The sequence below is a fragment of the Neobacillus endophyticus genome, from assembly GCF_013248975.1.
Classification (GTDB): Bacteria; Bacillota; Bacilli; order Bacillales; family Cytobacillaceae; genus Neobacillus; species Neobacillus endophyticus.
Genome location: NZ_JABRWH010000001.1, coordinates 581988 through 608658, shown reverse-complemented (window position 1 = coordinate 608658; position 26671 = coordinate 581988). Strand labels below are relative to the sequence as shown.

26 protein-coding genes and 1 riboswitch are annotated in these 26671 nt (G+C 38.8%); of the genes, 14 read left to right on the top strand and 12 right to left on the bottom strand.

The genetic code is table 11. The annotated features are described in order from the left end of the window. Window positions 1–21: 21 nt before the first annotated feature. The 8 genes from arcD (HPT25_RS03010) to HPT25_RS02975 all read right to left on the bottom strand — a co-directional run bounded on the left by arcD (HPT25_RS03010) (window position 22) and on the right by HPT25_RS02975 (window position 8276). Window positions 22–1422 (bottom strand): arginine-ornithine antiporter, encoded by a 1401-nt coding sequence (gene arcD / locus HPT25_RS03010; RefSeq protein ID WP_173059731.1) that lies wholly within the window; start codon window positions 1420–1422, stop codon window positions 22–24. 78 nt (window positions 1423–1500) lie between these two features. Then, window positions 1501–2511, bottom strand: coding sequence for an ornithine carbamoyltransferase (argF, locus tag HPT25_RS03005; protein WP_173059728.1), 1011 nt, complete (start codon window positions 2509–2511; stop codon window positions 1501–1503). Between the two features lie 49 nt (window positions 2512–2560). Continuing rightward, complete coding sequence (arcA, locus tag HPT25_RS03000) at window positions 2561–3799, bottom strand: arginine deiminase (RefSeq protein ID WP_173070835.1); 1239 nt, start codon at window positions 3797–3799, stop codon at window positions 2561–2563. Window positions 3800–4233: 434 nt separating this feature from the next. Next, entirely contained in the window at window positions 4234–5628 is a 1395-nt protein-coding gene (arcD, locus tag HPT25_RS02995) for an arginine-ornithine antiporter (protein ID WP_173059725.1), read from the bottom strand. A 207-nt stretch (window positions 5629–5835) separates the two neighbouring features. Next, complete coding sequence (locus tag HPT25_RS02990; RefSeq protein ID WP_173059722.1) at window positions 5836–6474, bottom strand: hypothetical protein; 639 nt, start codon at window positions 6472–6474, stop codon at window positions 5836–5838. A gap of 134 nt (window positions 6475–6608) precedes the next feature. Beyond that, on the bottom strand, window positions 6609–7310 hold the full coding sequence (locus HPT25_RS02985; RefSeq protein WP_246277126.1) for a Crp/Fnr family transcriptional regulator: 702 nt from the start codon (window positions 7308–7310) through the stop codon (window positions 6609–6611). Between the two features lie 31 nt (window positions 7311–7341). Then, entirely contained in the window at window positions 7342–7794 is a 453-nt protein-coding gene (argR, locus tag HPT25_RS02980) for an arginine repressor (RefSeq protein WP_173059719.1), read from the bottom strand. 152 nt (window positions 7795–7946) lie between these two features. Continuing rightward, window positions 7947–8276, bottom strand: coding sequence for a DUF192 domain-containing protein (locus tag HPT25_RS02975; RefSeq protein ID WP_173059716.1), 330 nt, complete (start codon window positions 8274–8276; stop codon window positions 7947–7949). A gap of 573 nt (window positions 8277–8849) precedes the next feature. Here HPT25_RS02975 and HPT25_RS02970 point away from each other — a divergent pair. The 4 genes from HPT25_RS02970 (at window position 8850) to HPT25_RS02955 (ending at window position 12356) form a co-directional block, all read left to right on the top strand. Beyond that, a complete protein-coding gene (locus HPT25_RS02970) occupies window positions 8850–9824 on the top strand; it encodes a polysaccharide deacetylase family protein (protein WP_173059713.1) in 975 nt (324 codons plus the stop codon). A 114-nt stretch (window positions 9825–9938) separates the two neighbouring features. Next, window positions 9939–10940, top strand: coding sequence for an AI-2E family transporter (locus HPT25_RS02965; protein ID WP_173059710.1), 1002 nt, complete (start codon window positions 9939–9941; stop codon window positions 10938–10940). Window positions 10941–10994: 54 nt separating this feature from the next. Beyond that, a complete protein-coding gene (locus HPT25_RS02960) occupies window positions 10995–11228 on the top strand; it encodes a group-specific protein (RefSeq protein WP_173059707.1) in 234 nt (77 codons plus the stop codon). Between the two features lie 126 nt (window positions 11229–11354). Then, window positions 11355–12356, top strand: coding sequence for a DUF3231 family protein (locus HPT25_RS02955; protein WP_173059704.1), 1002 nt, complete (start codon window positions 11355–11357; stop codon window positions 12354–12356). Window positions 12357–12400: 44 nt separating this feature from the next. Here HPT25_RS02955 and HPT25_RS02950 read toward each other — a convergent pair whose 3' ends face one another. Next, window positions 12401–12913 (bottom strand): acyl-CoA thioesterase, encoded by a 513-nt coding sequence (locus HPT25_RS02950; RefSeq protein ID WP_376767904.1) that lies wholly within the window; start codon window positions 12911–12913, stop codon window positions 12401–12403. Window positions 12914–13067: 154 nt separating this feature from the next. Between HPT25_RS02950 and HPT25_RS02945 the strand changes: the two genes are divergently transcribed. The 8 genes from HPT25_RS02945 to HPT25_RS02910 all read left to right on the top strand — a co-directional run bounded on the left by HPT25_RS02945 (window position 13068) and on the right by HPT25_RS02910 (window position 21689). Further along, a complete protein-coding gene (locus HPT25_RS02945; RefSeq protein WP_173059698.1) occupies window positions 13068–14147 on the top strand; it encodes a serine hydrolase domain-containing protein in 1080 nt (359 codons plus the stop codon). A gap of 69 nt (window positions 14148–14216) precedes the next feature. Continuing rightward, window positions 14217–15038: an NAD(+) synthase gene (gene nadE, locus HPT25_RS02940; protein ID WP_173059696.1), complete on the top strand. Its 822-nt coding sequence runs from the start codon at window positions 14217–14219 to the stop codon at window positions 15036–15038. A 226-nt stretch (window positions 15039–15264) separates the two neighbouring features. Continuing rightward, window positions 15265–16689: an amino acid permease gene (locus tag HPT25_RS02935; protein ID WP_173059693.1), complete on the top strand. Its 1425-nt coding sequence runs from the start codon at window positions 15265–15267 to the stop codon at window positions 16687–16689. Between the two features lie 145 nt (window positions 16690–16834). Further along, window positions 16835–17668 carry an amino acid ABC transporter substrate-binding protein gene (locus HPT25_RS02930; RefSeq protein WP_173059690.1) on the top strand — a complete coding sequence of 278 codons (834 nt, stop codon included), beginning with the start codon at window positions 16835–16837 and terminating at the stop codon, window positions 17666–17668. Then, entirely contained in the window at window positions 17655–18341 is a 687-nt protein-coding gene (locus HPT25_RS02925) for an amino acid ABC transporter permease (protein ID WP_173059687.1), read from the top strand. Before HPT25_RS02930 ends, HPT25_RS02925 begins: the two co-directional genes overlap by 14 nt. Before the next feature lie 56 nt (window positions 18342–18397). Beyond that, window positions 18398–19132: an amino acid ABC transporter ATP-binding protein gene (locus HPT25_RS02920; RefSeq protein ID WP_173059684.1), complete on the top strand. Its 735-nt coding sequence runs from the start codon at window positions 18398–18400 to the stop codon at window positions 19130–19132. A 136-nt stretch (window positions 19133–19268) separates the two neighbouring features. Further along, a riboswitch (cyclic di-AMP (ydaO/yuaA leader) is annotated at window positions 19269–19409 on the top strand. Window positions 19410–19550: 141 nt separating this feature from the next. After that, complete coding sequence (locus tag HPT25_RS02915; protein ID WP_217269604.1) at window positions 19551–20144, top strand: NfeD family membrane protein; 594 nt, start codon at window positions 19551–19553, stop codon at window positions 20142–20144. A gap of 27 nt (window positions 20145–20171) precedes the next feature. Continuing rightward, on the top strand, window positions 20172–21689 hold the full coding sequence (locus HPT25_RS02910; protein ID WP_173059678.1) for a flotillin family protein: 1518 nt from the start codon (window positions 20172–20174) through the stop codon (window positions 21687–21689). A 60-nt stretch (window positions 21690–21749) separates the two neighbouring features. On the opposite strand, the gene HPT25_RS02905 is transcribed toward HPT25_RS02910, so the two are convergent. Together HPT25_RS02905 and HPT25_RS02900 are read right to left on the bottom strand one after the other, a co-directional pair. Continuing rightward, complete coding sequence (locus HPT25_RS02905) at window positions 21750–23111, bottom strand: sensor histidine kinase (RefSeq protein WP_173070831.1); 1362 nt, start codon at window positions 23109–23111, stop codon at window positions 21750–21752. 21 nt (window positions 23112–23132) lie between these two features. Then, complete coding sequence (locus tag HPT25_RS02900; protein ID WP_173059675.1) at window positions 23133–23894, bottom strand: (S)-benzoin forming benzil reductase; 762 nt, start codon at window positions 23892–23894, stop codon at window positions 23133–23135. Window positions 23895–24104: 210 nt separating this feature from the next. Between HPT25_RS02900 and HPT25_RS02895 the strand changes: the two genes are divergently transcribed. After that, window positions 24105–24770: an FMN-dependent NADH-azoreductase gene (locus tag HPT25_RS02895; protein WP_173059672.1), complete on the top strand. Its 666-nt coding sequence runs from the start codon at window positions 24105–24107 to the stop codon at window positions 24768–24770. 81 nt (window positions 24771–24851) lie between these two features. Here the strand turns inward: HPT25_RS02895 and HPT25_RS02890 are convergent, their stop codons facing one another. Continuing rightward, a complete protein-coding gene (locus HPT25_RS02890; RefSeq protein ID WP_173059669.1) occupies window positions 24852–25634 on the bottom strand; it encodes an undecaprenyl-diphosphate phosphatase in 783 nt (260 codons plus the stop codon). A 170-nt stretch (window positions 25635–25804) separates the two neighbouring features. On the opposite strand from HPT25_RS02890, the gene HPT25_RS02885 reads away from it, so the two are divergent. Next, window positions 25805–26587, top strand: coding sequence for a DUF4931 domain-containing protein (locus HPT25_RS02885; protein ID WP_173059666.1), 783 nt, complete (start codon window positions 25805–25807; stop codon window positions 26585–26587). Window positions 26588–26671: the final 84 nt, after the last annotated feature.

The window sequence follows — 26671 nt, the reverse complement described above, 5'->3', positions numbered from 1 at the left end:
TCCTATACTTGGAAGTAATGATTAGAATGAAATTTTCCCCATGACCAGCATGATCACTGCGATAACGGCCATTAGATCAAAGATAATAGACCAAACAAGCTCGAATGGCTGTTTAAAGGTTTTTTCACCACGTTCTTTTTGAGCGATTCTAAAGACTAAAATACCGATTGCGTATAAAATAGCGGTTAATAATAAATAACTCAGGCCTGCAGCATACAGCAGCCAAACTCCATAAATGGAAGCGATGGCGCCAATCACAATTTGTTTGATTTCTTTCTGTTGAATACTGTATTTTAATTGGAACAATGCAGAGAACAGATATGGAATTAAAATGGCTGAGCTGGCTAAAGAGTAAGCAAAGTTATATGGCTTATCAGAAACTAATAATGTTAATAAGAAAATTTGTACCAGAACATTTGTAACGATTAAGGCATTAACAGGTGCTTTGTTTTTGTTTTCTTTAGCAAACATTTTTGGCAGGATTCCATCTTTTGCTGCTATATATGGCAGTTCAGCAGCAAGCAGTGTCCAACCTAATAGTGCACCTAAAAGGGAAATGATTAATCCTAAATTGACAACGGCAGCGCCCCATGGGCCGACAGCATCCTTTAATACATAAGCCATTGAGGGGCTCTTTAATCCGGCGAGATGGGCTTGTGACATAATCCCAAAGGATAATAAGGAAATGAGGACGTAAATGATCAAGGTTGAAAGTAAACCGATCACAGTTGCTTTTCCTACATCCTTCATGTTTTGAGCACGGCTTGAAAGAACGACCGCACCTTCAATTCCGATGAATACCCAAAGGGTGACTAGCATAGTACTTTTTGTTTGACTCATAACATCTGTAAAGCTGAAGCCATTTTTCCCCCAGAAATCATGTGTAAAAGTTCCGAATTTGAACGCAAAGATGGTAATAATGATAAATAGGAAGATTGGAACAAGCTTTGCAATGGTAACGACCAAGTTGACTAACGCAGCAGAATGAACACCGCGTAAAATTAAGAAATGCAGTAACCAAAGCAGAACCGAAGCGCCAATGATCGTAGCCAGATTTGCTCCATTAAAAATGGGGAAGAAATATCCAATACCGCTGAAAAGCAGGGTTAAAAAGGCGATATTGCCTAACCATGCAGATAGCCAGTAACCCCATGCGGAGTTAAAGCCCCAATAATCGCCAAACCCTGCCCGCGCATAACTGAAGATTCCGCCTTCCAAATCAGGGCGTTTATTGGTTAAGTTTTGAAAGCAAAAGGCAAGGGAAATCATCCCTACACCGGTAATTACCCAGCCAATAATGATGGCTCCTGGGGATGCTCCGGCAGCCATATCAGATGCGAGGTTAAAGGCACCGCCGCCGATCATTGATCCAATTACAATGGCAATTAACGAAAACAAACCAAGTTTTTTTGCATCAGCCATTTTTCTCCACTCCTCAAACTTTTATTGGAAAAAAGAAGGAGAAGGGAGAAAAGCTCCTTTCTCCTGCAAGTCAGACTGCTATTCCAGGTTGCCAAGAGTTGCTGTCATAACAGCTTTGATAGTGTGCATCCTGTTCTCAGCCTGATCAAATACTTTGGAATGTTTGCTGCGGAACACTTCATCTGTAACTTCCATTTCTGAAAGACCGTGTTTCGTATAGCTATCTTTTCCGTATGTTGTTTCAAGGTCATGGAAAGCAGGAAGACAGTGAAGGAAAATCATATTCTCATTACCTGTTTTCTTAACCATTTCCATGTTTACTTGGTATGGAGAAAGAAGTGCGATTCTTTCAGCAAATTTATCTTCTTCACCCATGGATACCCATACATCTGTATAAATGACATCTGCACCGGCAACACCTTCATCAACATTGGCCGTAATGGTTACTTTGCCGCCGGATTTTGCTGCAAGGTCTTTTGCCAATTCAACGATTTCCTCAGCAGGGAAGAGTGACTCTGGTGAACAAATGCGAACGTCCATGCCAACAAGAGCACCTCCAACTAGCAAGCTGTTTGCCACATTGTTTCGTCCGTCACCAACGTAAACAAATTTAATTCCTTCAAGACGGCCGAAATGTTCTTTGACAGTTAAAAAGTCTGCTAATGTTTGTGTTGGGTGCCATTGATCTGTTAATCCGTTCCAAACCGGTACACCTGAATGTTCTGCGAGCATTTCCACTTTTTTGTGTTCAAAACCGCGGAATTCAATTCCGTCAAACATGCGGCCTAAGACTTTTGCCGTATCTTCAATTGATTCTTTTTTACCTAGTTGGATGTCATCTTTTCCTAAATACTCAGGATGTGCTCCAAGATCGATGCAAGCCACTGTAAATGCACAACGAGTACGGGTTGATGGTTTTTCAAAAAGAAGGGCAATATTTTTCCCTTCTAAATGGCGGTGCGGTACGCCATGTTTTTTCTCATCTTTTAATTTCATGGCCAATTCAATGAAATAGAGGAATTCTTCTTTCGTAAAATCTTTTTCACATAAAAAGCTTTTGCCTTGTAATTTTGGTGTAGTTGCTAACATTTCGAATCTCTCCTTTAATCATTTTTTGTTAAATTCGTTATCTATCGGTCTATTTTCTTAAATCTTCACGAACGATCGGCATGCTCATGCAGCGTGGACCCCCACGGCCGCGGGATAATTCCGAGCTTAAGATTTCTACTACCTCAATGCCGTGCTGGCGCAATAGTTCATTAGAAATATAGTTTCGGTCATATGTGACCACGACGCCTGGAGCAATAGCCAATGTATTGGAGCCATCATTCCATTGCTCACGGGAAGAAGCAATTTCATCACCGCCGCCGCAAGGAATTAGTACAAGTTCACTTAATCCAAGAGCTTCTTTTAATGCTTCTTGAAGGTTGGAGCGGTGAGAAATATTCACGTGATTTTCATCATCCCCTTTTTCAAGGATGTATACATTCATATCTCCTTGTGGACCTTGAATGGCAGGGTGAATCGTAAATTTATCATGGTCTACCATGGTAAATACTGTATCCAGATGCATAAAGGCGCGGCATTTAGGAATTTCAACAGCCATTACCTTTTTAAAGTTGCTGTTTCGTTTGAATAAATTCAATGCCAATCTTTCAATTGCTCTTGCTGAAGTACGGGCAGAAACGCCAATGGCGATTACTTCATCACTTAAAATGAGTTCATCTCCGCCTTCGATTGGGAAATCATAATCACGATCAAGCCAAATTGGTACATCATGGCCGGCAAACCGTGGGTGATAATGGATGATATATTGCATAAATAAGGACTCGCGGCGGCGGGCTGGTTCGCGCATTCTGTTAATCGATAAGCCGTTGCCAATACTTGCTGCCGGATCACGTGTGAAATAAAGGTTAGGCATTGGATCCAGGTAAAAAGGATAATGATCATCCATAAATTCATATAAATGTGTTTTTTTGCTTTCTTCTATCTCTCTTTTCAGTACACCGCTCATGATTTTGTCTATCATTTCTGCAGAAGAGAACGACAGTAAGTATTCTCTTAAAACTTTAGCGGCACCATTGACATTGGCTTGACTTTCTCTTAAAATATCATCAACAAATTGTTTTTTTAGTTCTGGATTACTTAATGTTTCAGAAGCTAATTTTTCGAGGTATAGGACTTCTATGCCTCTGTTTTTTAATGTTTCGGCAAAATAATCATGTTCTCTTTGAATCACCGGTAAGTAAGGAATATCATCGAATAATAAGCGCTGCAGATATTCCGGCACCAAATTTTCAACCTCTTTACCAGGACGCTTTAGTAAAACGGTTCTCAAAGTACCAATTTCTGAAGTAACATGGATGGGATGCATCAATTTATTTTGAGTTCCCGATTCGGAATTACGTTCAGCCACAATACTCATGTTTTTCTTCCTCCTTTTTATGATCTTTCCTTGCTACACTTTTAGTTTAAGTGATGAAAGCGATTTATTTCGTAAGCGTTATTACAGTGAGATTGTGAATGTCATTACGTAATTTTGTCAAAGCTATAAAGATGGATGCATATTTATGTAAAGAAGAGCAGGATTTGGCATTTTCGAATTGACATGCATGAATAATGACTGAATGTCACATTTAATTCACAGTTAAAGTTCTAAAATTAAGAAAATTTATAGATAAAAAGAAGACTGACCTCATGGCCAGTCTTCTTTTTATCCGATAGGAAAGTATTACTTTCCTATCAGGCATAAATAAGGGCAACTACGCCACTGTCTTCGCCCTGTCGGGCTCGCCAGTCAGCGAGTTTTCTTTATATGGTGATTTTACCTGCAGCTAACATGATGATGGAGAATATTGCGACCAGGAAAATGGCACTTGCCCACATGATTTCAAAGGGTTTAAAGGTTTTTCGGTTATTTTCCTTCTGGGCAAAAATAAAAACGAATATCCCCAGGGCATATAAAACAGCTGTAAGCAGCAGATAGCTTATTCCAGCGGCATATAAAATCCATAAGCTATAAAGGGAAGCGATCATCCCAATGATCATTTGCTTGATTTCTTTTTGCTGATAACTGTACTTTACCTGATATAGCGCCGAGAATAAGTAGGGTACCAAAATGGCCGAGCTGGCCATGGAAAAGGCAAAATTGTATGGTTTTTTAGATACCAGTAATGTTAACAGGAAAATTTGGATCAGTAAGGCGGTGAAAATCAATGAGTTTCTAGGAACGTTATTTTGATTCTGTTTTGCAAACAGTTTTGGAAAAGTGCCATCCTTCCCGGCAATATAAGGCACCTCTGCCGCAAACAAAGTCCATCCCAGCAAAGCTCCTAAAAGTGAAATCATTAACCCGAGAGTAATGAAAGCTGCCCCCCATGGGCCGACAATGCTTTTTAGTACATAAGCCATTGATGGGCTTTTTAAACCAGCAAGCTGAGCATGCGGCATGGCACCAAGGGACAAGACGGAAATTAATACATAAATAATTAAAGTGGAACATAAACCAATGACGGTCGCTTTTCCGACGTCTTTTTTATTTCGTGCCCGACTTGATAGGACAATTGCACCTTCCACACCAGTAAATACCCATAGTGATACAAGCATCGTGCTTTTTGTTTGATTTAGCACATCGCCAAAATGGAAACCGCTGCTCCCCCAGAAGTTGTGTGTGAAAGTTTTAAAATGAAAAGCAAACAGCGCAATGATAATAAAAAGGAAAATCGGAACTAATTTGGCGATTGTTACTACGATATTAACAAGTGCTGCGGATTGAACCCCCCGTAAGATGAAAAAAATCATCATCCATAACAAGAGGGAGGCACCAATTATGGAGGCTAAATTTCCCCCGGTAAAGACCGGAAAAAAATAACCTAATGAGCTGAATAGTAATGTTAAGAAAGCGATATTTCCTAGCCATACAGACAGCCAGTAGCCCCAAGCAGAACTGAAACCCAGGTAGCTGCCGAACCCAGCTTTAGCGAAGCTGTAAATTCCGCTGTCTAATTCAGGCTTTTTGTTCGTTAAGTTTTGAAAAGAGAAGACAAGGGCAAACATTCCGATACCGGTTATGCTCCAGCCAATTAATATGGAACCGGCATTGGCACTTGCTGCCATATCGGTAGCCACGTTAAATCCTCCGCCGCCAATCTGTGAGCCAATAACTAAAGCAATTAATGCAAATATTCCAAGCTTTTTTTCGTTCATTCGTATCTTCCTTCCAGGTGAAACACTTTAAATTATGTATAATAATAGAATTTACCGGATTTTTATTAAAAATCCAAAAAGTATCATATAAGTATTTTTCAACGAAATCAATGGTAATTAAATGGAAAAGAATAGCGTTAGAAGAAAATGCTTGAAAGAATAGGGGGAAAAAATGACCCAAAGAATGTTTGGATGAACATCTTTGGGCTATTGAATGAGGATAACAGGCTGCTGTGATTCTGCTTTTGTGCCGAGCTGCTTCAGTTCAGAAGAAGGAAGCGGAATCTGAAGGTACACCGTTTTTTCCTGTCTTTTTATTAAGTAAACAGGGGTTGTATTGGTTTTGCTAAGTTTTTTCCAAGTCAATTGTAAATTTACCTTTTGTGAAACATGGTTGTAGTTTTTTAAAGTGATGGAGCATTTCGCAAGTCCTTTTTGTCTGTCGATCCCGCAAGGCTGATTGCCTGCAATAATTTCAACGGCGGCACCGCCGCTTTTGCCGGCATAAACATACGCTTTTACCGTCGAATCAATGGCAGCATTTAAAATGATCGGAGAAAGAAATATAAGAAAAATAAGGATGAGGGGTTCATATTTTTTGTAAAGTTTGACATGCTCTTCTTTTCCGTGTTCATCAAACCATTTTAAAAATAATAGAATTCCAGCCATTTGCATAATGGCAGCTGCAATTCTTAATAGAATGGTTCCATCACCTGCAGGTAGATTGAATAAACAATTACCCAGCAATCCCTCGATATTTGGCAGTCTCAGAACTAAAAGTAGGCCTAGCACAAAAATGACAGGACCAACAATATGATAAGAAACCTTTGTAATGGCTGGACACACTCCTCTCTCTTTTGAAATTATTTACTACTATTATAAATTCAAAAGGGAGGAAGATAAAATATTTTGACTGATTTTTCTGAAAAATATATTCAAAAGGACAAAATCCTAAACGAAATTTGCCATTCCTTTCGCTGCTACGTAATTTCTTTAAAATATTCCGGGTCATGAAAATGAATTTTCTTGGCTTCGACGGAAATCACTTCATCACGTTTTAATTGGTTGATCAAATGGCTGACTGTTTCCCGCGTTGTGCCGGATATTTTCGCGATGTTAGCAGCGGTAAGCGGACAGGGGATTTGAATCCCGTCCTTCTTCTTTTCTCCAAGATCCTCCATCAAAAATTGCAGGGTATGAATAACTCGTTCCTGGGCATTGGGGACCATAATCTTTTGGACACGTTTCTGATGAAGATTGAGAATGTCAGATAACTTATTAATAATTGAAAGAAGTTGCTTCGGATTCGTTTTAATCCATTCTTCAAAAATATGTGTTTCGATAAAATATAAGTGAACATCCGTAACTGCCAGAGCAGTGTCTTGATACACAGTGTCTTGAAATAATCCGACATAAGGGAACATTTGATTTCTTTTGACGAAGTCCAGATACATCATGCTGCCCTCCTTGCTGCTCCGCTCGTACATGACATAGCCATCAAGTAAAAAGAAAATCTTGTCACGGGGATCTCCTTGCATAAAAAGGCACTGATGCTTCTTGTAGCTGCGAAAATAGAAGTATGGAAGGTACTTCCTAAGGGTTTTGTCTGTAATGTGATTAAAAATATCAAATTGGTGTAAATCATTTATAATATCCATGCTTATGGCATTTGCACTATACATGAGGCTCTCTCCTTTTCTCTTAAAGGATTTATTATTTACTATAGTAGTCCAGTTGTTTTTTGATGTTCTCAGCCTGTGCCATGGACCGGCAAATAATCAGGCATGTATCATTGCCGCATAAAGTTCCGGCTTTTCCCTCCAGATCTAAGGAATCTAGTAGCACGCCAAAAGCATGGGCGTGGCCTGGCAGAGTTTTTACAACAACAAATAACTGGATTACCTCCATACTGACAAGAGCATCCCGCAGTTTATGCCGCAGCTTCTCGGAAATGAGGTGATTACGATCCATTTGAAAACAATATTTAAGACTGCCGTCTTTGCCGGGTACTTTGATAAGCTGTAATGTATGGATGTCTCTTGAGATGGTAGCCTGTGTTACATGCAAGCCTTGCGCCAAAAGCAGTTGCTGTAATTCTTCTTGTGTTTTAATCTCTTGCTCAGAGATCATCTGGGAAATCAGCTCTAATCTCATTTCTCTGTTCATCTGCTGAACTCGCTTTCATCTTTTTCTCCATACTCTTATCATATTGCCAATGGATTGCAATTCACATGAACAAACGGTGAACATATTTCAAATGATTTGCAAACTTTTAGATAAAAAGAAAAAGAGGACAATTTGCCTCTTTAAAGATGAATTTATTGTAAATTTATCATTTCTCCAGTTTTTAAACCCAGTTTTGAAATGGTTCCGGCTGGAAGCTCGATAACAGAGTAAGCATTTTTAATAGGCAAAATAAAGCGCCATGGTTTAATGCCTTCAATTGTTTTGATAATTCTCCCCTCTTTATTAAGAAAAACGGCATCGATAGCGAAATGCATAAAGCACATATGTATAGACTTGCATGGAATGATCCACAGCCCTTCTTCCACCAATTGTTCTTTACGAAATTTCAGGCCTTTCAACCTCTTTACAAATGAATCCGCTAGGTTAATAGTGTAGGGAAGTGTTCTGACGCATTGCTCCATTTATTTTTCTCCAATCAAAAATTGTTCTATATATTGAAATATACTACAAGAATCAAATGTTCTCAATAGAGAAATTTGAAGAAATTTGTCGGTTGTTGTTTAAAGTTGTTAGTGGATTTTGTTGTTGTTTTATATATTGTTATTTTTAAAAGAGTGTGTTCAGTAAAAAGAACCTATTAAAAGCGAAAATGTCAAAAACGGGGGGCTTAAGTAGTGTTCTATAAAATGTACGATTCTATCAATAATGCTTTAGCACCACATGAAGCGATAACCCTTCGACGTGAAAGTATACTAGTGCGATTTACATATAGAGCAGTGTAAAAAAATATATATGTCTGCCCTTGTGAAAAATTGCCTGTCTATCATTTTAATATTTCCTATTAATTTCTATTCTTTAACAACACTTTCAGTTATTATAAATTTATAGAGAAATAGCAGGAATTCGACCTGTTCGTCCAATTTTCTACTAATTTCATTGTAAAAAATGTATTTTTTTTAAACTTATAGAAACAATTTGACGCGAATTTCGTCTATAATGATGGAAGAAAAAATAGATAAAGAGGGTTTGGAAAAATGGGGAAGGTAAAACGTGGTTGGTCCAAAGTAACATTCATTTTTGTTGGTGTCATTGTATGTGTAGTTGCTGGGATATTTGTAACGAACTATATCCGGGAAAAAGCATCTGGCGAATCTGCTAATCATCCAAAAGTGGCATATGCAGAGGGACCGGAGTCCCATCTTCAAGCGGGTGAAACAACTATAAATAATAAACATATACCGCTCGAAAAAGGGATGGCACAGAATCAACAGCAAAACTCTATGGTTTGGAAAAATAATAACGGAATGCAAAATGGAGTAGAAAACACATCGGCGACTGGCGGGCAGCCTGCAAATCAGGTGCTGGCAAATCAAACATTGGCACAGCAGCCTGCGAACAGTAACGATAAAGTGGTTTATTTAACATTCGATGACGGACCGGAATCATTCTCGGGCGACATTATCGCTCTGTTGGAAAAACATCATTTTAAAGCAACATTTTTTATGCTGGACCCAAATCTCAGAAAATATCCGGAATCCGCCAAGTTGATGGTTCAAAATGGTGAGGGTGTCGGCCTTCATGGGGTTACGCATGATGTCCACAAATTTTATGCTTCACCTAATTCTGTTATAGGTGAAATGTCTCAAGACCAAAAGACATTACAGGAAATAACAGGGGTGCAAACATTCCTAATTCGTACTCCATATGGAAGTGTCCCTTATTTGACACCAGAGGATCGGAAGGCCGTTGATGATCATGGCTTCTTAATGTGGGATTGGAATATTGATAGTAAGGATTGGTATTATAAAGACGGACGTTATGTAACAAATGTCATTCAACAACTTTCAAAAATGTCCCATCATAATGGACCGATTGTTATTCTTATGCATGAACAAAAACAAACACTCGCCCATTTGCCTGAACTTCTAGATTATTTAACGAAACAAGGCTACGAAAGCAGAGCTATTGATTCGACGATCGCACCGGTTCATTTCTCCTATCATAAATAATTTGTAAGGATTTCTGAAGCAATCGGCTATTGCCGGTTGCTTTAATAATTTCAACATGTTTTATAATTTGGTATAATTATCCTGTGAAGTTAAAAAAATAATGGAGATACGTTTATGATGAATAAAATGATACAAAGCAGCGGCTTCAAAAGGTTATTGATTTTTGTATTTGTTGCCATTGTCTTATATTTGCTGAAAGATATGATTAATTTAATTTTGCTGACCTTTATTTTTTCTTTTCTAATGGATCGCTTAGTTCTGTTTATTGAAGGTAAGATTCCATTGAACCGAAAGGTGATTGTTGTTGGTACCTATGTAGGAATTGTCGGTCTCCTGTCCTATGCGTTGGTTATGTATATGCCAATGATTGTCACTGAGATTAGGGCATTGATCAAGCAGTTAACCGCATTTTACACCTTAAAGCATGATAATGTGATGCTGAATTATGTTGTAACTAGGATTGAAAAAATTCAAATATCCAATTATTTAGAACAAGGATTTACGTTTCTGTTAAAATATTTTACAGATTTTAGTAAAATAAGTTTGCAGCTACTGATGGCGATTTTATTAAGCTTGTTTTTCATTTTGGAAAAACCGCGATTAATTGAATTTACTAAGAATTTTAAAACAAGCAAAGTTTCATCCATTTATGAGGAAATTGAATTTTTTGGCCGTAAATTTGCGGATACGTTTGGAAAAGTAATTGAGGCGCAATTAATCATAGCTTTAGTCAACTGTATTTTAACCACAATAGCTTTATGGATACTGCATTTTCCGCAGCTTGGCGGACTATCGATTATGATTTTTCTTTTAGGGCTAATCCCTGTCGCCGGAGCCATTATTTCGCTCATCCCTCTCGTGTTAATAGGTTATAGTATTGGCGGAATCATGACCGTTCTTTATGTCGTAATTGCGATTGTGATTGTTCACAGTATCGAAACCTATATCTTAAATCCAAATTTAATGAGTTCCAAGACCAACCTGCCAGTTTTTTATACGTTTATTGTCCTGATCTTTTCAGAACACTTTTTTGGCATATGGGGATTAATCGTAGGGATACCGGTAGTTGTATTTTTCCTCGATGTTCTAGAAGTGACAGGCAATAAAAAAGAATGAAAAATATACTCAGAAAAGTGTTATTCTATAGATAAAAATGCTGGGGGAACAGTTATGAGCACTTGCAAACTAGATCACTCACATGAAGATGTCAAACAAAAATATGAATCGCAGAAGGATTATCTGCCTGAAGAAATGAAGCAGTTGTTTGAGCAATTTTTTGCGAAAGAACATACACAAGACTTATTAAATGAAGTGTTCCATTTGCTAAAAAAATATGATTTGGCTGCTGAAGAAGAGAAAAGCGAAAGAAAAAACCGGCTGTACATGATTTTACATAACGTATAAGTACCAAAAAAGGGACCCTGTCATCATGATGGGGTTTTCCTTTTTAATGGCTTTTTTTCAATACGAATAAATCAATTGCTTCTTGGAAATCTATTCTTATTAGGATCTTTTAGGAGGCATTTTTTCATGGGCGAGCAACGCATCATGTTATCTAGTTCAGAAATTGGCAGTTTGTGGGCAATCTATTTACAGGAAAGTATGAAAGTTTGCTTGCTGACGTATTTTTTGCATTATGTTGAAGATGAAGAGGTAAAGGAGCAATTGGAGCGGGCATATAAGATGGTTAAAGGTCATTTTGATCAGATAACCAAGGTCTTAAATGAAGAAGGCATTCCCTTACCTACTGGCTTTACAGAGAAAGATCTGAATCTGGAGGCACCTAAACTATTTTATGATATGTTTGCCCTTAGCTTCGTCTATTCCATAAGCAGAATGACAATAATCAGTATCAGTTTTGTTCTTGCAAATGTTGCTCGAAAAGATATAATGGACCTTTTTAGTTTGATGATTAACGATTCTACGGTTTTATATCGGGAAGCAACTACTTTAATGCTCTCAAAAGGTATTTATGATCGGTCACCTAAAATTCCTTATCCAAAAGAAGTGGAGTTTGTTGAAAAAAAATCCTATATCAGCGGTTTTGGAAAAAAGAGACCTATTAATGCGGTTGAGATAACGGAAATTTTTTTTAATACGGAACGAAATTATTTCTCCATCCTTCTATGTATGGGTTTGCTCCAGGTAGTAAAAGATAAAGAAATTCATGAATATATCCAGGAAGGAAAGAAAATTTCTGAGAAACAAATTAACACCTTTAATGATATTCTAAAAAGAGAGGAACTGTTGGGGAATGTCCCGTTAAATGTGGAAGTATCGGATTCGACCATTCCTCCGTTTTCTGATCGACTAGTGGTTATGCTATTTCATTCGCTGAATGCAATAGATATCACTTTGATTGGCCATGCCCTTTCTTTATCGATGAGAACAGATTTGGCTCTGCAATATGAAAAATATATCGCAGAGGTTTTAATGTATGGTGCGAAGGGATTTAATATAATGGTTGATCGCGGCTGGCTGGAAATGCCTCCGCATGCACCGGATCGGAGAAAATTACAAAAATTACAGTAAAAGGTTCGCGGCAGAAAGCGCGAACCTTATTACTTCCAATGTTTTTATTCCCATGGCTTCCTTGTGGTAAAATAGCTTGCCAGTTCTTTACTGTTTTTTCGATGCAATTTCCGCTTTTCGGCTCGTTCTTTTCCTGTTTCAAAGAGTTTCTTCTCCTCTTCCGTTTCTGGGATGATCCCAGGGACTCCAGAAGGTTGGCCGTTGTCATCAAGTGCGACAAAGGTCAAAAAAGCTGTGGCAGCAATTTTACGATCACCAGTTAACAGATTTTCTGCAATCACTTTAACAAAAACCTCCATTGAAGTTGTACCAGTCCAGGTAACGAAAGATTCCATACAGACGGAATCCTTTGGTGTAATAGGGCTTAAGAAATCCACAGAATCGGTTGATGCCGTAACACACTCTTTTCGGCTATGCCTTCCAGCCGTTATAGATGCCAGCATATCAATATCACTCATTAATTTTCCACCAAACAGTGTATTATGATTGTTTACATCATTAGGGAAAATCCTGCTTGTTCTTACCACTCTTGACTCATTGCATGTTTTTGCATCCATCATTCATACCTCCGTCAGGGTTTACAAGTCATGTATACCCTATTTTTTGTTCGTGAGTACCTCAATAAACAGACAATTTCACAAATAAATACATTTCCTTTTATCCATAATAAGGCATAGATAAAACTGGAATCCAGAAAGAAGATGTGACAACGTGAAGATTAAAAGCTTAATCGTCCCGCTGCTTGCAGTCATTATGGGCGCTTCCCAGACTGGCTGTCAATCCCAGTATTCACAGCAAGAACGCATTGTCTCCGCAAAAAGCGGGCACCGGGCCATTGCTCAAAAGCAGGCGAACATTGCTTGGAAGATAAGGGACTATATTCGTTCCAATGATATAAATGGCAGTATTGCAATTTTGAAAGGGGAAAAAATCCTGTTTAACGAAGGGGCCGGTTTCTCCAATTTTAATAAAAGAATGACTAATACTGCCGAGACAACATATCCGATCGGTTCGATCACCAAATCCATTGTAGCTGTCAGTGTGATTCAACTTCAGGAAAAAGGAAAACTCAATGTGCTTGATCCGATTTCTAAGTATATTCCTGATTTTCCAAACGGAGATCAAATCAAACTGCTTCATTTATTAAATCACACTTCAGGTGTAAAGACGCCGATCATTCTAAACCGAGATCCAAAGCCATCAGACATTATGCAGAAAATCGTAAACGATGAAGTTAAATTCCCTGCTGGCTCGAAGTGGGATTACAATGATATTAACTATTTTATACTTGGCCTTATTGTCGAAAAAACAGCAGGGGAACCGCTTCACGATTATATTCAAAAAAATATTTTCGATAAAGCGATGATGCATCATTCCGGCTTTATGACAACAAAGAATCCTGCACCATATCGTTCGGTTGGTTATGTGAAAGCGGGCCGCCAGGTCATCCTTGCTCCGAAACTAAATATTCCGCTCTTGTTTGGGTGTGGTGATATCTATTCAACCGTATTGGATTTATGTTTATTTGATCAGGCTTTAATGGGAGGAAAGCTTATATCAACACCAAGTGTAAAAAAAATGCTGACACCTGGATCGACTTCCTCCTATGGTTTAGGTGTGTATAATAAAGGCAATCGCTATTACAGCAGAGGGGTTCTGAGCGGCTTTGAATCGATACATGCCTACTATCATGATAAAACGGCCATAGCCATTCTGCTGAACACTCGGGATAAACAGACAGATATTCATAAAATGGCCGAAGATCTTTATCAGTTATCTTCAAACAGCTGAAAATAGGCGAATAAACGAAAAGTATGGTAGATTACATATATCACTACTCACTTTAGGAGGTACTTTAGGATGAATTTGCAGCAGCAAATTATGCAAGATTTAAATGTTAGCCCCGACATTAATCCGAAGGAAGAAATCCGCAAACGGATCGACTTTTTGAAAAATTATTTGCTGAAAACAAAAGCGAAGGGTTACGTTTTGGGAATCAGCGGGGGACAGGACTCTACACTTGCCGGAAGACTTGCTCAGCTGACGGTTGAGGAGATGCGTAAGGAAGGAACAGACGTACAATTTATAGCAGTCCGACTTCCCTATGGTGTCCAGAAGGATGAGGAGGATGCCATGCGTTCCCTTGCCTTTATTCGTGCAGACCGTGAAGTGGTTTTTAATGTCAAATCACCTGTAGATGAAGTGCAAAACGAGTATAACGCCAGTGTTCAAGGTGAAGCGTTAAGCGATTATCATAAAGGGAATGTGAAGGCAAGAATGAGAATGATCGCCCAATACGCGGTAGGCGGAATGGAAGGGCTTCTTGTTATCGGCACTGATCATGCTGCAGAGGCGGTAACAGGATTTTTTACCAAGTACGGCGATGGCGGGGCAGATATTCTTCCGTTATCCGGTCTAACAAAGCGTCAGGGAAAAGCATTATTGAAAGAGCTTGGAGCGGATGAACGACTTTATCTTAAGGTCCCTACAGCCGATCTTCTTGACCATAAGCCAGGTCAAGCGGATGAGACAGAGCTTGGAATTTCTTATGATGAACTGGATGATTATTTAGAAGGAAAGGCCATTTCACCAGAGGTTGCTGAAAAGATTGAAAAACGTTATCTGGTAACAGAACATAAACGCCGTCTTCCAGTATCTATGTTTGATGACTGGTGGAAATAAGATTTTCATATCAGCGGCCGCGATATATCACTGGCAGCCGTTTACGTTTATTTATTAACCCGTCCTTTGGACGGGTTTTTATTTTTCGCTAAAATATTTTAATTCTCTAATACTTTAGCAAAGTAAAATTTTTTATTGACAAAGGATATGGGCGGGATTATTCTAAAAGCGGATGAAACGGAATGTTATTTTGAAAAAGTTATGCAACTTGAGAGGAGTTTGCTTTATGGGAAAAACAAATAAATTAGGATTTTGGCTGTTAACCGCACTTGTTGTTGGAAATATGGTTGGTTCTGGTATATTTATGCTGCCAAGATCGCTTTCAGCAGCAGCAAGTCCTGCAGGAGTTATTGCAGCATGGCTGCTTACTGGCTTTGGAGTATTAATGCTTGCTTTGGTATTTGGCAATTTGGGGATCCGAAAGCCCAATATTCAGGGTGGACCGCAAATATATGCCGGCCAACTGTTTAAACAAGGTTCCAAAGCTTCTACCCTATCAGGATTTATGTCTTCTTGGGGCTACTGGATTGGAAATATTGCCGGTATTGTTGCGGTCATAACCACTTTTGCGGGGTACCTGTCAACCTTCTTTCCCGTTTTAACAAGCAATGCTCCATTGGTTACCATTAACGGCTTCACATTAAGAGTAGGAAATGGATTGACATTTATAATATGCACGATCCTGTTATGGGGAATACATTTCATTATTTTACGCGGAATGGAAAGCGCCGGAAGGTTAAACTTTGTAGCTACAGCTGCTAAAGTGGCAGGATTTTTCTTATTTATCATCGTTGGGTTGTTTGCATTTCAAAAAAGCAATATCTTGCCGTTTGTGGCGCCGCGTACAGACGCTGCCGGACATACGCTCGGTCTGCTGCCGCAAGTGAATAATGCAGCTGTTAATACTTTGTGGGCCTTTATCGGAATTGAATCGGCTATGGTGTTTTCAGGTCGAGCTAAAAAAAGCTCCGACATAAAAGGAGCAACCATTCTAGGGCTATTGATCTCTCTGGTTATTTATGTCGGAATCAGCTTTCTTGCCATGGGTATGCTCGACCAAAAAACATTGATCCACTCTGACAAACCATTAATAGATGCCATTCAGACTGTTATGGGTCCTTTAGGCTGTAAGGTTCTTGCAGCAATAGGTTTAATTAGCTTATTCGGGTCGACCATTGGCTGGGTTATGCTAAGTGCGGAAGTACCTTATCAAGCGGCAAAGCAGAGATTATTCCTGCCAAGCTTTATGAAGGAAAATAAAAAGGGATTGCCTGTTTTTTCGCTTTTATTAACAAATGGATTAGGTCAATTGTTTATTTTTTCAACTGTTTCCAAATCGATTTCTGGGGCATTTGACTTTATTGTATTAATAGCTACCCTGGCCTATTTAGTTCCGTATTTTATTTCTTCAATCTATCAGATGAAATTAGTGATCACTGGTGAAACATATGAAGGCAATAAAACAAGGTGGATGGATGGCGTCATTGCCATTTTGGCTACCATTTATTCAACATGGGTCATTATTGCAGGGACAGCGGACATTAAAACCTTTACTTATGGTGTACTCCTGTTGGCCAGTGGTTTATTCTTCTGCCGCCCGCTGATGAAAAAACAGGAAAAGGTAGAACAAAAAAATACAGTATCTGCCTAATTAAAAATCCATCAGAGAGATTCTGATGGGTTTTATTTTTTTAAAATGGGGAAAATAACCCTATAAATCCTTTGACAGAATGGCGATCTTATACTAAGATGATTAATAAATCCAACAAGAACTATCAGAATTAGGGGGTATAGAAATGAAAAAATTATCAGTTATTTTTACTCTAGTTTTAAGTTTTATGTTTTTACTATCTGCTTGCGGTACTGCAGATAACAATAAAACAGGCGATAATACAAAAAAATCCGATTCCAGCCAGACAGCAGGCGGGGATTTATTGAAACAAGTAAAGGATGCAGGTGTACTGACAATTGGTACTGAAGGTACATATTCTCCATTCACGTTCCATGATAACAGCGGCAAACTAACTGGTTTTGATGTTGAGATTGCCCAAGAAGTAGCAAAGCGCCTTGGTGTGAAAGCGGAATTTAAAGAAACTCAATGGGATGCCATGTTTGCAGGCCTTGACGCAAAACGTTTTGACATGATCGCCAATGAAGTAGGCATTAATCCTGACCGTCAGAAAAAATATGATTTCTCAAGCTCGTATATCACTTCAGAAGCTGTTGTTATTACTGCGAAGAACAACAATAAAGTAAAATCTTTCAATGACATTAAAGGCTTAAACTCTGCACAATCATTGACAAGTAACTATGCAGATTTGGCGAAAAAATATGGTGCTAAAATTGTCGGCGTAGACGGCTTTGAACAAGCAATTGAGCTTCTTTCTCAAAAGCGTGTTGACGTAACGGTGAATGACAAAATTGCATTCCTAGATTATACAAAACAAAAACCAAATGCACCGGTGAAAATTGCAGCTACCAGCGCTGATGCATCACAAAGTGCATTTATGTTCAGAAAAGGTTCTAATACACTTGTGGATGCTGTAAATAAGGCATTAAAAGACATGATTGCTGACGGCACATACAAAAAAATCTCTGAGAAATGGTTTGGTCAAGATGTACTTAAGTAGTATTTTTACTGACCCTCGGTTAATTGACATTGCAAAAAGTTCCCTCCAGCCCATGCTGGAGGGAGCTGTCATGTATACGATTCCCTTAACCATTATTTCCTTTGTTGTCGGACTCATTTTAGCCGTACTGACAGCATTGGCCCGCATTTCAAGTATTAAATTTTTGCAAATCATTGCAAGAATCTATGTTTCGATCATTCGCGGTACACCATTATTGGTTCAGCTTTTCATTATTTTCTATGGGCTGCCTAATATCGGTGTCACCCTTGATCCGTATCCTTCTGCGGTCATTGGTTTTTCCTTAAACGTTGGAGCCTATGCATCGGAAATCATTCGGGCAGCAATTCTCTCTACACCAAAAGGACAATGGGAAGCAGCATATTCGATTGGGATGTCTTATTCCCAGGCATTAAGAAGAATTATTCTGCCCCAAGCCGCAAGAGTATCCGTCCCGCCATTATCCAATACGTTTATCAGTCTTGTTAAAGATACATCGCTTGCGTCACTTGTACTTGTTACCGAAATGTTTCGCCATGCACAGGAAATAGCTTCCCGAAACTATGAATTTTTATTGGTTTATTCAGAAGCTGCTTTATTGTATTGGGTCATTTGCTTTCTACTATCCATTGTTCAGCAATTCTTGGAAAAAAGAATGGATCGGTATTTGGCCTAATAAAATGAGGCCAATAATTAAAAACTTTGTATGAGTTGAAAAAGGGAGTTTGACCGATGATCTCAATTAAAGGATTGAATAAACAATTTGGTACGTTAGAGGTACTTAAAGGAATTGACCTCAATGTGGAAAAAGGCAAAGTGGTAGTTGTCATTGGGCCATCGGGTTCAGGAAAGACAACGATGCTGCGCTGTTTGAACGTGTTAGAAACACCGACCAAAGGGGTTATTTCCATCGAAGGAAACAGTCTCGATTTTTCCGATAAAGTTTCGAAAAAAAGTATTGCCGCGTTCAGGCGATTAACTGGGATGGTTTTTCAAAGTTATAATTTATTCCCTCACAAAACAGCCTTGGAGAATGTTATGGAGGGGCCTGTTATTGTAAAGGGCGAGGATCAAGCAAGCGCCAGAAAAAAAGCACAAATCCTCCTTGAAAAAGTTGGTCTTGGCGATAAATTCGACTACTATCCGGCACAGTTATCCGGCGGTCAGCAGCAGCGCGTTGGAATTGCCCGAGCATTGGCAATGGAGCCGGAGGTTATGCTGTTCGATGAGCCAACATCTGCGCTCGATCCAGAGCTTGTAGGAGAAGTATTAAAGGTTATGAAGGATCTTGCCCAGGAAGGGATGACGATGATTGTCGTAACCCATGAAATGCGTTTTGCTCAAGATGTGGCAGATGAGGTGGTGTTCATGGACGGCGGTGTGATCGTCGAGCGGAATAAACCGGAAGAAATCTTCAACCATCCAAAAGAGGAACGCACGAGAAAGTTTTTGAATATGTTACAGTAGGGTGTTGTGGCTAAAGGCTATGGCACTTTTTTTTATTTCTTTTTTCATTAAGCCGCAAGGAGATTTTATTTTTTTGTTTACAAATGGAATATAAAGGAATATATTTATCGTAAATAAAGCTTTATAAATTAATTGCAGCCTAAAATCGCTTAATCCGAATGGAGCGGGGGACCCAATTTTTGTACATTAGTACTTGGGGTGAATCCTTTTTAAAAGGTAGGGCAACTCTTTAAGCCCGAATCCAACAGCTAACCTCGTAAGCGTTTAGAGAGGAGGTTTACTTTTTAGTGCATGAAAGAGAGAACACTAAGTAAACTAGTGTTCTTTTATTTTTAGGAATATTTCTGTTAGACATTATTTAAAAGGCTCCAGTTGGTAAAGCTTTATCGAGGCATGAACAGTGTTTTAAAGTAATAGTTTGATAGAAAAGGCGGTGATGATGACCATGCATTTAGACGTAACCACCATGGAACAAATTTATTTGTATCTGTTGGCAGGCGGGGTTATTTTACTAATCATTATTCTCCTATTAGGTGATCTAATGGATGCAATAACAGGTCATTTGGCTGTATTACCGTTTGGACCAAGTGAGGTCGTATTGTTTGCAAGTTTCCTAGGTGGTGTTGGTTTAATACTTCAAAGAGTGTTTCATTCAGCATTACCATCTTTCGGAACATTCATTGTTTCCGGAGTTGCATCTTTCATATTAACCTTTGTTATTTCTTATTTTTTCTTACGGCCTTTAAAACACATGGAGAGTTCTTCAGCTGTGAATTTAGAGGATATGATAGGCAGAAAAGGGATTATTACAATGGAGATTAAGGAAGGTGCAGATTCTCTGGGTGAAGTAAAAGTAGAACACGATTTAGGATACATATTTAGAACAGCGATTAGCAGAGATGGAAAGGCCATCCCCTTATACAAAGAAGTAATTGTATGGGAAGTAAAAGATAACCGCTTTGTTGTCTATCAGAAAAGTGGAACAGATGAAACGGATATTTTCAGTATCTAATTTTAAAAAGAGAAGCGGGGAGATTATATGCTGCAAACACTTGGTATTGGTGGCGTATTGGTATTAGTCATATTAGGAGTTATTCTTTATGCGATCAGCCGTTACAAGGTAGTAGGAAGAGATACGGCAATGGTTATTACTGGAAGTACATTGGGAAGTAAAAACGTAGAAACAGATGAACATGGTAAAAAGATTAAGATTGTAGTAGGTGGAGGTGCAGTGGTTTTACCCATCATTCATCGGATGGGAACATTAAGTTTACAACCCTCTAACTTAAATGTAGAAGCTAGAAATATTGTGACCAAAGAGGATGTACCAATTAATGTGATTGCTGTGGCAACAGTAAAATTCTATAGTGATACGAAGAATTTGATTAACGCTGCTGAAAACTACTTAGGTGTGCCGGTTGAACACAGGGAACAACAAATCCGTCAGATACTGGAAGGGCATTTGAAAGCTATTATTGCCACTCTTACAGTTGAAGAGAGCAATAAACATCGTGACTTGTTTTCTGAGAAAGTAAGGGCAATTGCAGAACATAGTTTACAGAAATTAGGGATCGAAATTGTGAACTTTAGTGTGACTCATGTTACAGATGATCATGATTTTATAAATGCCCTAAGCCAGCGCAGGATTGCAGAAGTAAAACGGGATAGTGAACTGGCAAGAAGCCTTGCTGAGAAAGAGGAGAGAATTGGTAAAGCGCAAAATAACAAAGAAGCTCAGGAGGCAGAATTTGCCCGTGCGTCTGAAATTGCAGAAGCTAAAAAAGATAATGAATTAAAGCTTGCCGACTTTAAGATAGCAGAAGATACTGCCAGGGCTAATGCCAGCATTGCTTTTGATCTTCAAACGACTCAACGGAAACAGGAACTGAGGCAAAAGGAGATTGAAATTGAAATCGTCGAACGTGAAAAGAAAATTGAGTTAGAAGAACGTGAGATCAGACGTCGAGAGAAACAATATGAGGCTGAGATCATCAAAAAAGCAGATGCCGATTTTTATCAAAAAGTGAAAGAATCAGAAGCAGAACGTATTCGTGTCGAGAACCAATCTTTAGCCTTGAAAACACAAGAGATTAATCGTGCGGAAGCCGAAGCAAGAAAAGTGGAATTAGAAGGTCTTGCTAAGGCAAAAGCCATTGCAGCAGAAGGGGAAGCTAACGCATCTGCCATTGAAAAACGGGGGATGGCTGAAGCAAATGTGTTGCGTGAAAAAGCGAAAGCATTTGAAGAATTCGGTTCTGCTGCGATTATGGATATGGTTATTAAAATGTTACCAGATTACGCAAAAGCTATAGCTGAGCCTATTGGTAACATTGATAAGGTCACAGTGATTGACTCTGGCAGCGGTGGAGGAATTTCGTCTGTCAGCGGTAATGTAACAAATTTAATGACTGGTTTGCAAGAATCTCTCAGGGAGACAACCGGATTGGATTTGAAGGAACTGATTGAAAATTATTCAGGTAAACATAATCTAAAAGGTGAACTTGGGGCGATTGCTCAAGGTATGAATAAACAAGAAGCGAATAAAACTGCTGAATAACTAGTAAACGGCGGAGCATTGAAAAAATCCTTATCATTAGAGATAAGGATTTTTTCGATGCTACAAAATAATTTCAAAAGTGGTCCCCACATTGGTTTTACTTTCCACGGAAATAGTTCCTCCGTGGGCTTCCACTAATTGCTTGACAATTGAAAGCCCCAGGCCGGTGCCGCCAAGAGAGCGGGCTCTTGATTTATCTACACGGTAAAAGCGTTCAAAAATTCTCGGCAAATCTTCTTCTGGAATACCTTTTCCTTCATCCTGAATCATCATATGAATTTTGTCGCCTTTCACCTGCACGGAAATAGAGATTTTTGTATTTGGTTCAGAATACTTTCTGGCATTATCTAATAGATTAAGTATCACCTGTTCGAAGCGGATCGGGTCCATTTCACAGGAGATATTTTCTGGGCAGTTTAGTTCAATCCTTAGATGATTTTCTTTGAATGCCGGGGAAACCTTTTCAATGACCTCTTGAAAAAAGGGGCGTAAAGGGATCATTTCTTTTTCAATTGAAAACGTATTTTCATCCATTTTAGCCAAATGGAATAACTCTTTTACCAGCTTGGACAGCTTGACCGCTTCTTCAACGATAATCCCTAAATATTGATCCCTTTCGGACGGAGCGGTATCTTGCCGCCGAGCGATTTCTGCATAGCCTTTAATATAGGTCAGCGGTGTCCGCAGCTCATGGGAGATGCTCGCTAAAAATTCATTACGTTCATTCGTTAAAATTGCTAAATCCCTCGCCAATATTTTAATCGATTCTCCCAGCTCGCCAAGCTCGTCATTACCAAGCGCAGGCAGTGATACGGAGAAATCTCCTTTACTCATCCGTTTTGTTATCTCGTTCATTTGGATAAGCGGCTGTGTCATTACCCTGGTTAGAATGATAATGATGATCCCCATGAAAAGGAGGGAAAGCAGGCCTGCAAACAGAAAATGACGGTTTAATTCCGAAATTAGGTCCTTGATTTTTTGTGTATTTTGAAACATGTAAACATACCCATCAATCTTCTGATCTACTATAACAGGGCTGACAGAAGCAATATAGGCTCCGTTTTTCCAATCGTCTTCAATGATTAAGCCATCATGTGGAATATGTTTTGGTGTTGTTTTTATGATCGCTTTCATTTCATCTGTCACCTTATTGGAAGACATATAAATCGATCGGTCTGTTTTTGTTAGGATCACCTGTGTATCTGTCCGGGCCTCCATCATTGCAATATGCATAATCGTTTCTTTTTGAAAGGATGCTTCCAATATATCGCGATGGTTATTCCCTCGTGTCTGCAATGCATTTAATTCATCATGAACACGAGAATGGAGGATGTTATTATGCAGAAATATTATTGAAACGCCTTCTAATAAAAGAATAGCGGTAAAAAACAATAGTCCAATTTTAAAAGATAGTTTCTTCATCATTTTTTTCACGGTAGAAGCCTATTTCTGTATTAGTTCATTTATTTGATAAATTTTTCCGTTTTCCGCATCTCCACTTAGAACGAGGTCAATCAAAGCATTAGAGACGACCGCTGCTTGTACCAATTGATTATTTTCTTTAAATGCTTTGAAACGCTCCAGCTCTTTAAAAGCATCAGTGGAAGAGGATCTGATCACTGCCTGCATATCGGTATCCATAATTCCAGGGTTAAAGGCAATGATGAGGTGAGGGGTTTTCAATTCAGCCTGTTCCAAGGCGGTTGTTTGGGTGAACATATTCAACCCTGCCTTCGAACTGCAATACACACTCCAGCCATCAATTGGGCGGACAGCAGCCCCAGACGTAATATTTACAATCTGCACAACGGTATTTGTGTGCTGTGCTTTGTTTAAAAATAAATTGCTAATATAGATGGGAGCGATCAAATTGATTTGAATATTGCGCGTAATGGGAGTCGGATCCATACATCCAACTTTATGGATGGGTTCAACCACACCTGCATTATTAATTAAAAGAATTTCTGTTGGATTCTTTTGAAAAATATAATGGGCAATATCCATAAACACTTCCTGTACTTCATTTTCTAATGAAAGATTACAGGGGAAATGGTTATAGTAGACTTGTTTTTCCTGTGCCAGCTTTTTAAGCTCTTCATTTTCTGTCCGGGAAACGGAAACTACATGAACTCCCTCGGTGATCAGCCTTTGTGTAATCGCTTTCCCGAGGCCCTTTGATGCGCCTGTTATGATGGCATATTTCATCGTCAATCCCCCATTTTCTATAAAAATTAAAAATCATATATCATATTTTATTCCGCGGTAATAGTTTAATCAATTAAAATGCCGTTTCTAGGAAAAAAACAAAAAGAAAGAAATTCACAATATATACATAAACATCACCAAATGTTTAGCTGTGAGCAAGGTAGTATATAAATGAAATGAAAATATAGTGGTTTAAGGGAAGGGATTTGGATGTCAAAGCTGTTGTATATTACTGCAAATCCGAAAAATTGTGTAAAACTATCAAAAGGAATGCAGATAGGTGAAGTCTTTTTAGAAGAATTTCAAAAAGTACAGCCAGACGTTGAGATCGAACAATGGCATTTATATGAAATGGACATTCCCGAAATAGATATGGATCTATTGTATGCCCGCGCGAAGCTATCATTTATGGGATATACAAAGGAACAATTGTCAGAGACAGAGCGGACCAAGCTGGAACAAATGCATGCACTTGCCGACCGCTTTATTGATGCAGATTACTACGTATTTGTAACTCCACTTTGGAATCTTGGAGCTCCAGCCATATTGAAATCATTTATGGACTGTTTGTTTATTGCGGAAAAAACATTTACTAACACCGAAAATGGTCCAAAAGGTTTGCTGACAGACAGGAAAGCCATCCATATTCAAACGCGGGGTGGTATTTATTCTACCAGACCGATGGCGGAATATGAAATGGGTGATCGTTATTTGAGAAAAGCACTTGAGTTTCTTGGACTTGATTTAATGGATACAGTAATTGCAGAAGGAATGGATCATTTTCCGAGAATGCTTCCGGAAATCATGGCGAAAGCAAAAGAACAAGCAGTGAAAGCAGCAAGGGAAATGGCAATAGAAAACGTTCATATTGAATAAATAATCGGCTCGAATTTGTTCGAGCCGATTATTTCGTGAGATCAGGTGTGTTAAAAACAAAATTTTGATAAAGGTTTCCTTCTAGAATTTTCCGGTAAATTGAAAGTACAGCACAACAAACCCTAACATCCATACATAGATCGCAAATGGCTTTAAGGAGTGTTTTTTCAAAAAGCCAATCATCCATTTCACGGCAACATAGCCGAAGAAGGCTGATGCGGCGATTCCCACAAGTAAAGCGGATAAAGAAATTTCCTCACCCCCGCCGCTTAGTAATTCTTTTGTTTGCAGGAGGCAGGCGCCTGCAATGGCGGGTGTTGATAATAAAAAGGAAAAATACGCAGCCGTTTCACGGTCAAGTCTTCGCCACAGCGCTGCAACAATGGTCATGCCTGAACGCGAAATAGCCGGGAAAATGGCAGCTGCCTGAAAAGATCCGATAATAAAGGCATCTGTGTAACTGATGTTGTCCATATTTTTGTGACCGTTTTTCACAGAATCAGCGATCCAGAGAAAAATGCCTGTTATTAAGAATTCCCATCCAATTGTAACCCCCGTCTTGGAAATCTCTTCAAAATAATCTTTGAACAGGAGCCCAATGACAACTGCTGGAATCGTCCCTACGATTAATAGATAGGTTAATTTACTAAAAGGATTCCGTAAAATCTGGGTAAATTCATTTTTATAAAACACCAGGACTGCAAGCAGCGTTCCAATATGAAGCATGGTGTCAAGCAGCAGCCCTGCTTCCTGCAGGCCAAATAAATTCCTTCCTAAATACAGATGTCCGGTACTTGAAATGGGCAGAAATTCCGTTAACCCCTGAATCATCCCCAGTATTAGTGCTTCCAATTTTGTTAACATAGCTCCCTCTCACTCTCATAAATTAATAAGCCTGTCTCTTCAAACATATGCAAAAAACAACGAACTCATGAAATATCACTATGAAAATATAAGAATCAGGCAAAATAAGTGCAGAGCAAACGTTTTCTACCATAAAATAGGTATATAGCTTTTCGAGAGGAGAAACGCGAGTGGAAAATAAACATTTACATTTTAATACGTCTATCGGTATGCAGAAGCCGGAAAATATACGCAACAAAGCCCAGGCCTGTCCTTTTTGTGAGAGAGAAAAGCTAACCGATATCATTGATGTTGATGGCTCGATCATTCTCTTGAAAAATAAATATCCTGTCTTGGAAAATGCTTATCAAACGGTCTTAATCGAAACAGATGACTGTCAGGGCGAAGTATCTACATATTCGCGGGAACATTTGCAGCGGCTATTCCGATTCGGGATTGGGCATTGGTTGAAAATGGAGAATTCAGGTGCTTACAGGTCTGTGATTTTTTTCAAGAATCATGGTCCATTATCCGGGGGAACACTTTCCCATCCCCACATGCAAATTATTGGGCTTGAAGACCTGGATTACAAAGAAAAAGTCCAACCGGAAATGTTTCAAGGTCTTGTCATTGCCCAAGAATCCGATGTTACTCTGACATTATCGACTAAACCTCGCGTTGGTTTTTATGAGTTTAATATAGCGATGGCGGATTCTCATTATATGGAGCAGTTTGCAGAATATATACAAATTGCTGTTCACTACGTACTGAATCATTTTCCATTTAAAGCGGGCAGCTATAATATTTTTTTTCATCATATTAATAAAAGAATTTATGCAAAGGTAGTGCCGAGATTTGTGACAACACCATTATACATTGGGTACGGACTGCCGCAGGTGCCAAATAATCTAGAATCGATGGTATCTGAAATGAAACGAATCTATTTTGATCTGAAAAAAAGCATAAATATTTGAACGAATACATCCTCGTGATCTATTTTTTCTTGTAAAAAAAAACAGCCTTGACTTATAAGTTGTACTTTCTGTTGATAAAAAATA

What these genes read in the sequence shown, in the direction of transcription:
- arcD (WP_173059731.1), bottom strand. Translation starts at nt 1,422, where the DNA reads ATGGCTGATGCAAAAAAACTTGGTTTGTTTTCGTTAATTGCCATTGTA.
- argF (WP_173059728.1), bottom strand. Translation starts at nt 2,511, where the DNA reads ATGTTAGCAACTACACCAAAATTACAAGGCAAAAGCTTTTTATGTGAA.
- arcD (WP_173059725.1), bottom strand. Translation starts at nt 5,628, where the DNA reads ATGAACGAAAAAAAGCTTGGAATATTTGCATTAATTGCTTTAGTTATT.
- HPT25_RS02985 (WP_246277126.1), bottom strand. Translation starts at nt 7,310, where the DNA reads ATGTATAGTGCAAATGCCATAAGCATGGATATTATAAATGATTTACAC.
- argR (WP_173059719.1), bottom strand. Translation starts at nt 7,794, where the DNA reads ATGAACAGAGAAATGAGATTAGAGCTGATTTCCCAGATGATCTCTGAG.
- HPT25_RS02975 (WP_173059716.1), bottom strand. Translation starts at nt 8,276, where the DNA reads ATGGAGCAATGCGTCAGAACACTTCCCTACACTATTAACCTAGCGGAT.
- HPT25_RS02970 (WP_173059713.1), top strand. Translation starts at nt 8,850, where the DNA reads ATGGGGAAGGTAAAACGTGGTTGGTCCAAAGTAACATTCATTTTTGTT.
- HPT25_RS02965 (WP_173059710.1), top strand. Translation starts at nt 9,939, where the DNA reads ATGATGAATAAAATGATACAAAGCAGCGGCTTCAAAAGGTTATTGATT.
- HPT25_RS02960 (WP_173059707.1), top strand. Translation starts at nt 10,995, where the DNA reads ATGAGCACTTGCAAACTAGATCACTCACATGAAGATGTCAAACAAAAA.
- HPT25_RS02955 (WP_173059704.1), top strand. Translation starts at nt 11,355, where the DNA reads ATGGGCGAGCAACGCATCATGTTATCTAGTTCAGAAATTGGCAGTTTG.
- HPT25_RS02950 (WP_376767904.1), bottom strand. Translation starts at nt 12,913, where the DNA reads ATGGATGCAAAAACATGCAATGAGTCAAGAGTGGTAAGAACAAGCAGG.
- nadE (WP_173059696.1), top strand. Translation starts at nt 14,217, where the DNA reads ATGAATTTGCAGCAGCAAATTATGCAAGATTTAAATGTTAGCCCCGAC.
- HPT25_RS02935 (WP_173059693.1), top strand. Translation starts at nt 15,265, where the DNA reads ATGGGAAAAACAAATAAATTAGGATTTTGGCTGTTAACCGCACTTGTT.
- HPT25_RS02930 (WP_173059690.1), top strand. Translation starts at nt 16,835, where the DNA reads ATGAAAAAATTATCAGTTATTTTTACTCTAGTTTTAAGTTTTATGTTT.
- HPT25_RS02925 (WP_173059687.1), top strand. Translation starts at nt 17,655, where the DNA reads ATGTACTTAAGTAGTATTTTTACTGACCCTCGGTTAATTGACATTGCA.
- HPT25_RS02920 (WP_173059684.1), top strand. Translation starts at nt 18,398, where the DNA reads ATGATCTCAATTAAAGGATTGAATAAACAATTTGGTACGTTAGAGGTA.
- HPT25_RS02910 (WP_173059678.1), top strand. Translation starts at nt 20,172, where the DNA reads ATGCTGCAAACACTTGGTATTGGTGGCGTATTGGTATTAGTCATATTA.
- HPT25_RS02905 (WP_173070831.1), bottom strand. Translation starts at nt 23,111, where the DNA reads ATGAAGAAACTATCTTTTAAAATTGGACTATTGTTTTTTACCGCTATT.
- HPT25_RS02900 (WP_173059675.1), bottom strand. Translation starts at nt 23,894, where the DNA reads ATGAAATATGCCATCATAACAGGCGCATCAAAGGGCCTCGGGAAAGCG.
- HPT25_RS02895 (WP_173059672.1), top strand. Translation starts at nt 24,105, where the DNA reads ATGTCAAAGCTGTTGTATATTACTGCAAATCCGAAAAATTGTGTAAAA.
- HPT25_RS02890 (WP_173059669.1), bottom strand. Translation starts at nt 25,634, where the DNA reads ATGTTAACAAAATTGGAAGCACTAATACTGGGGATGATTCAGGGGTTA.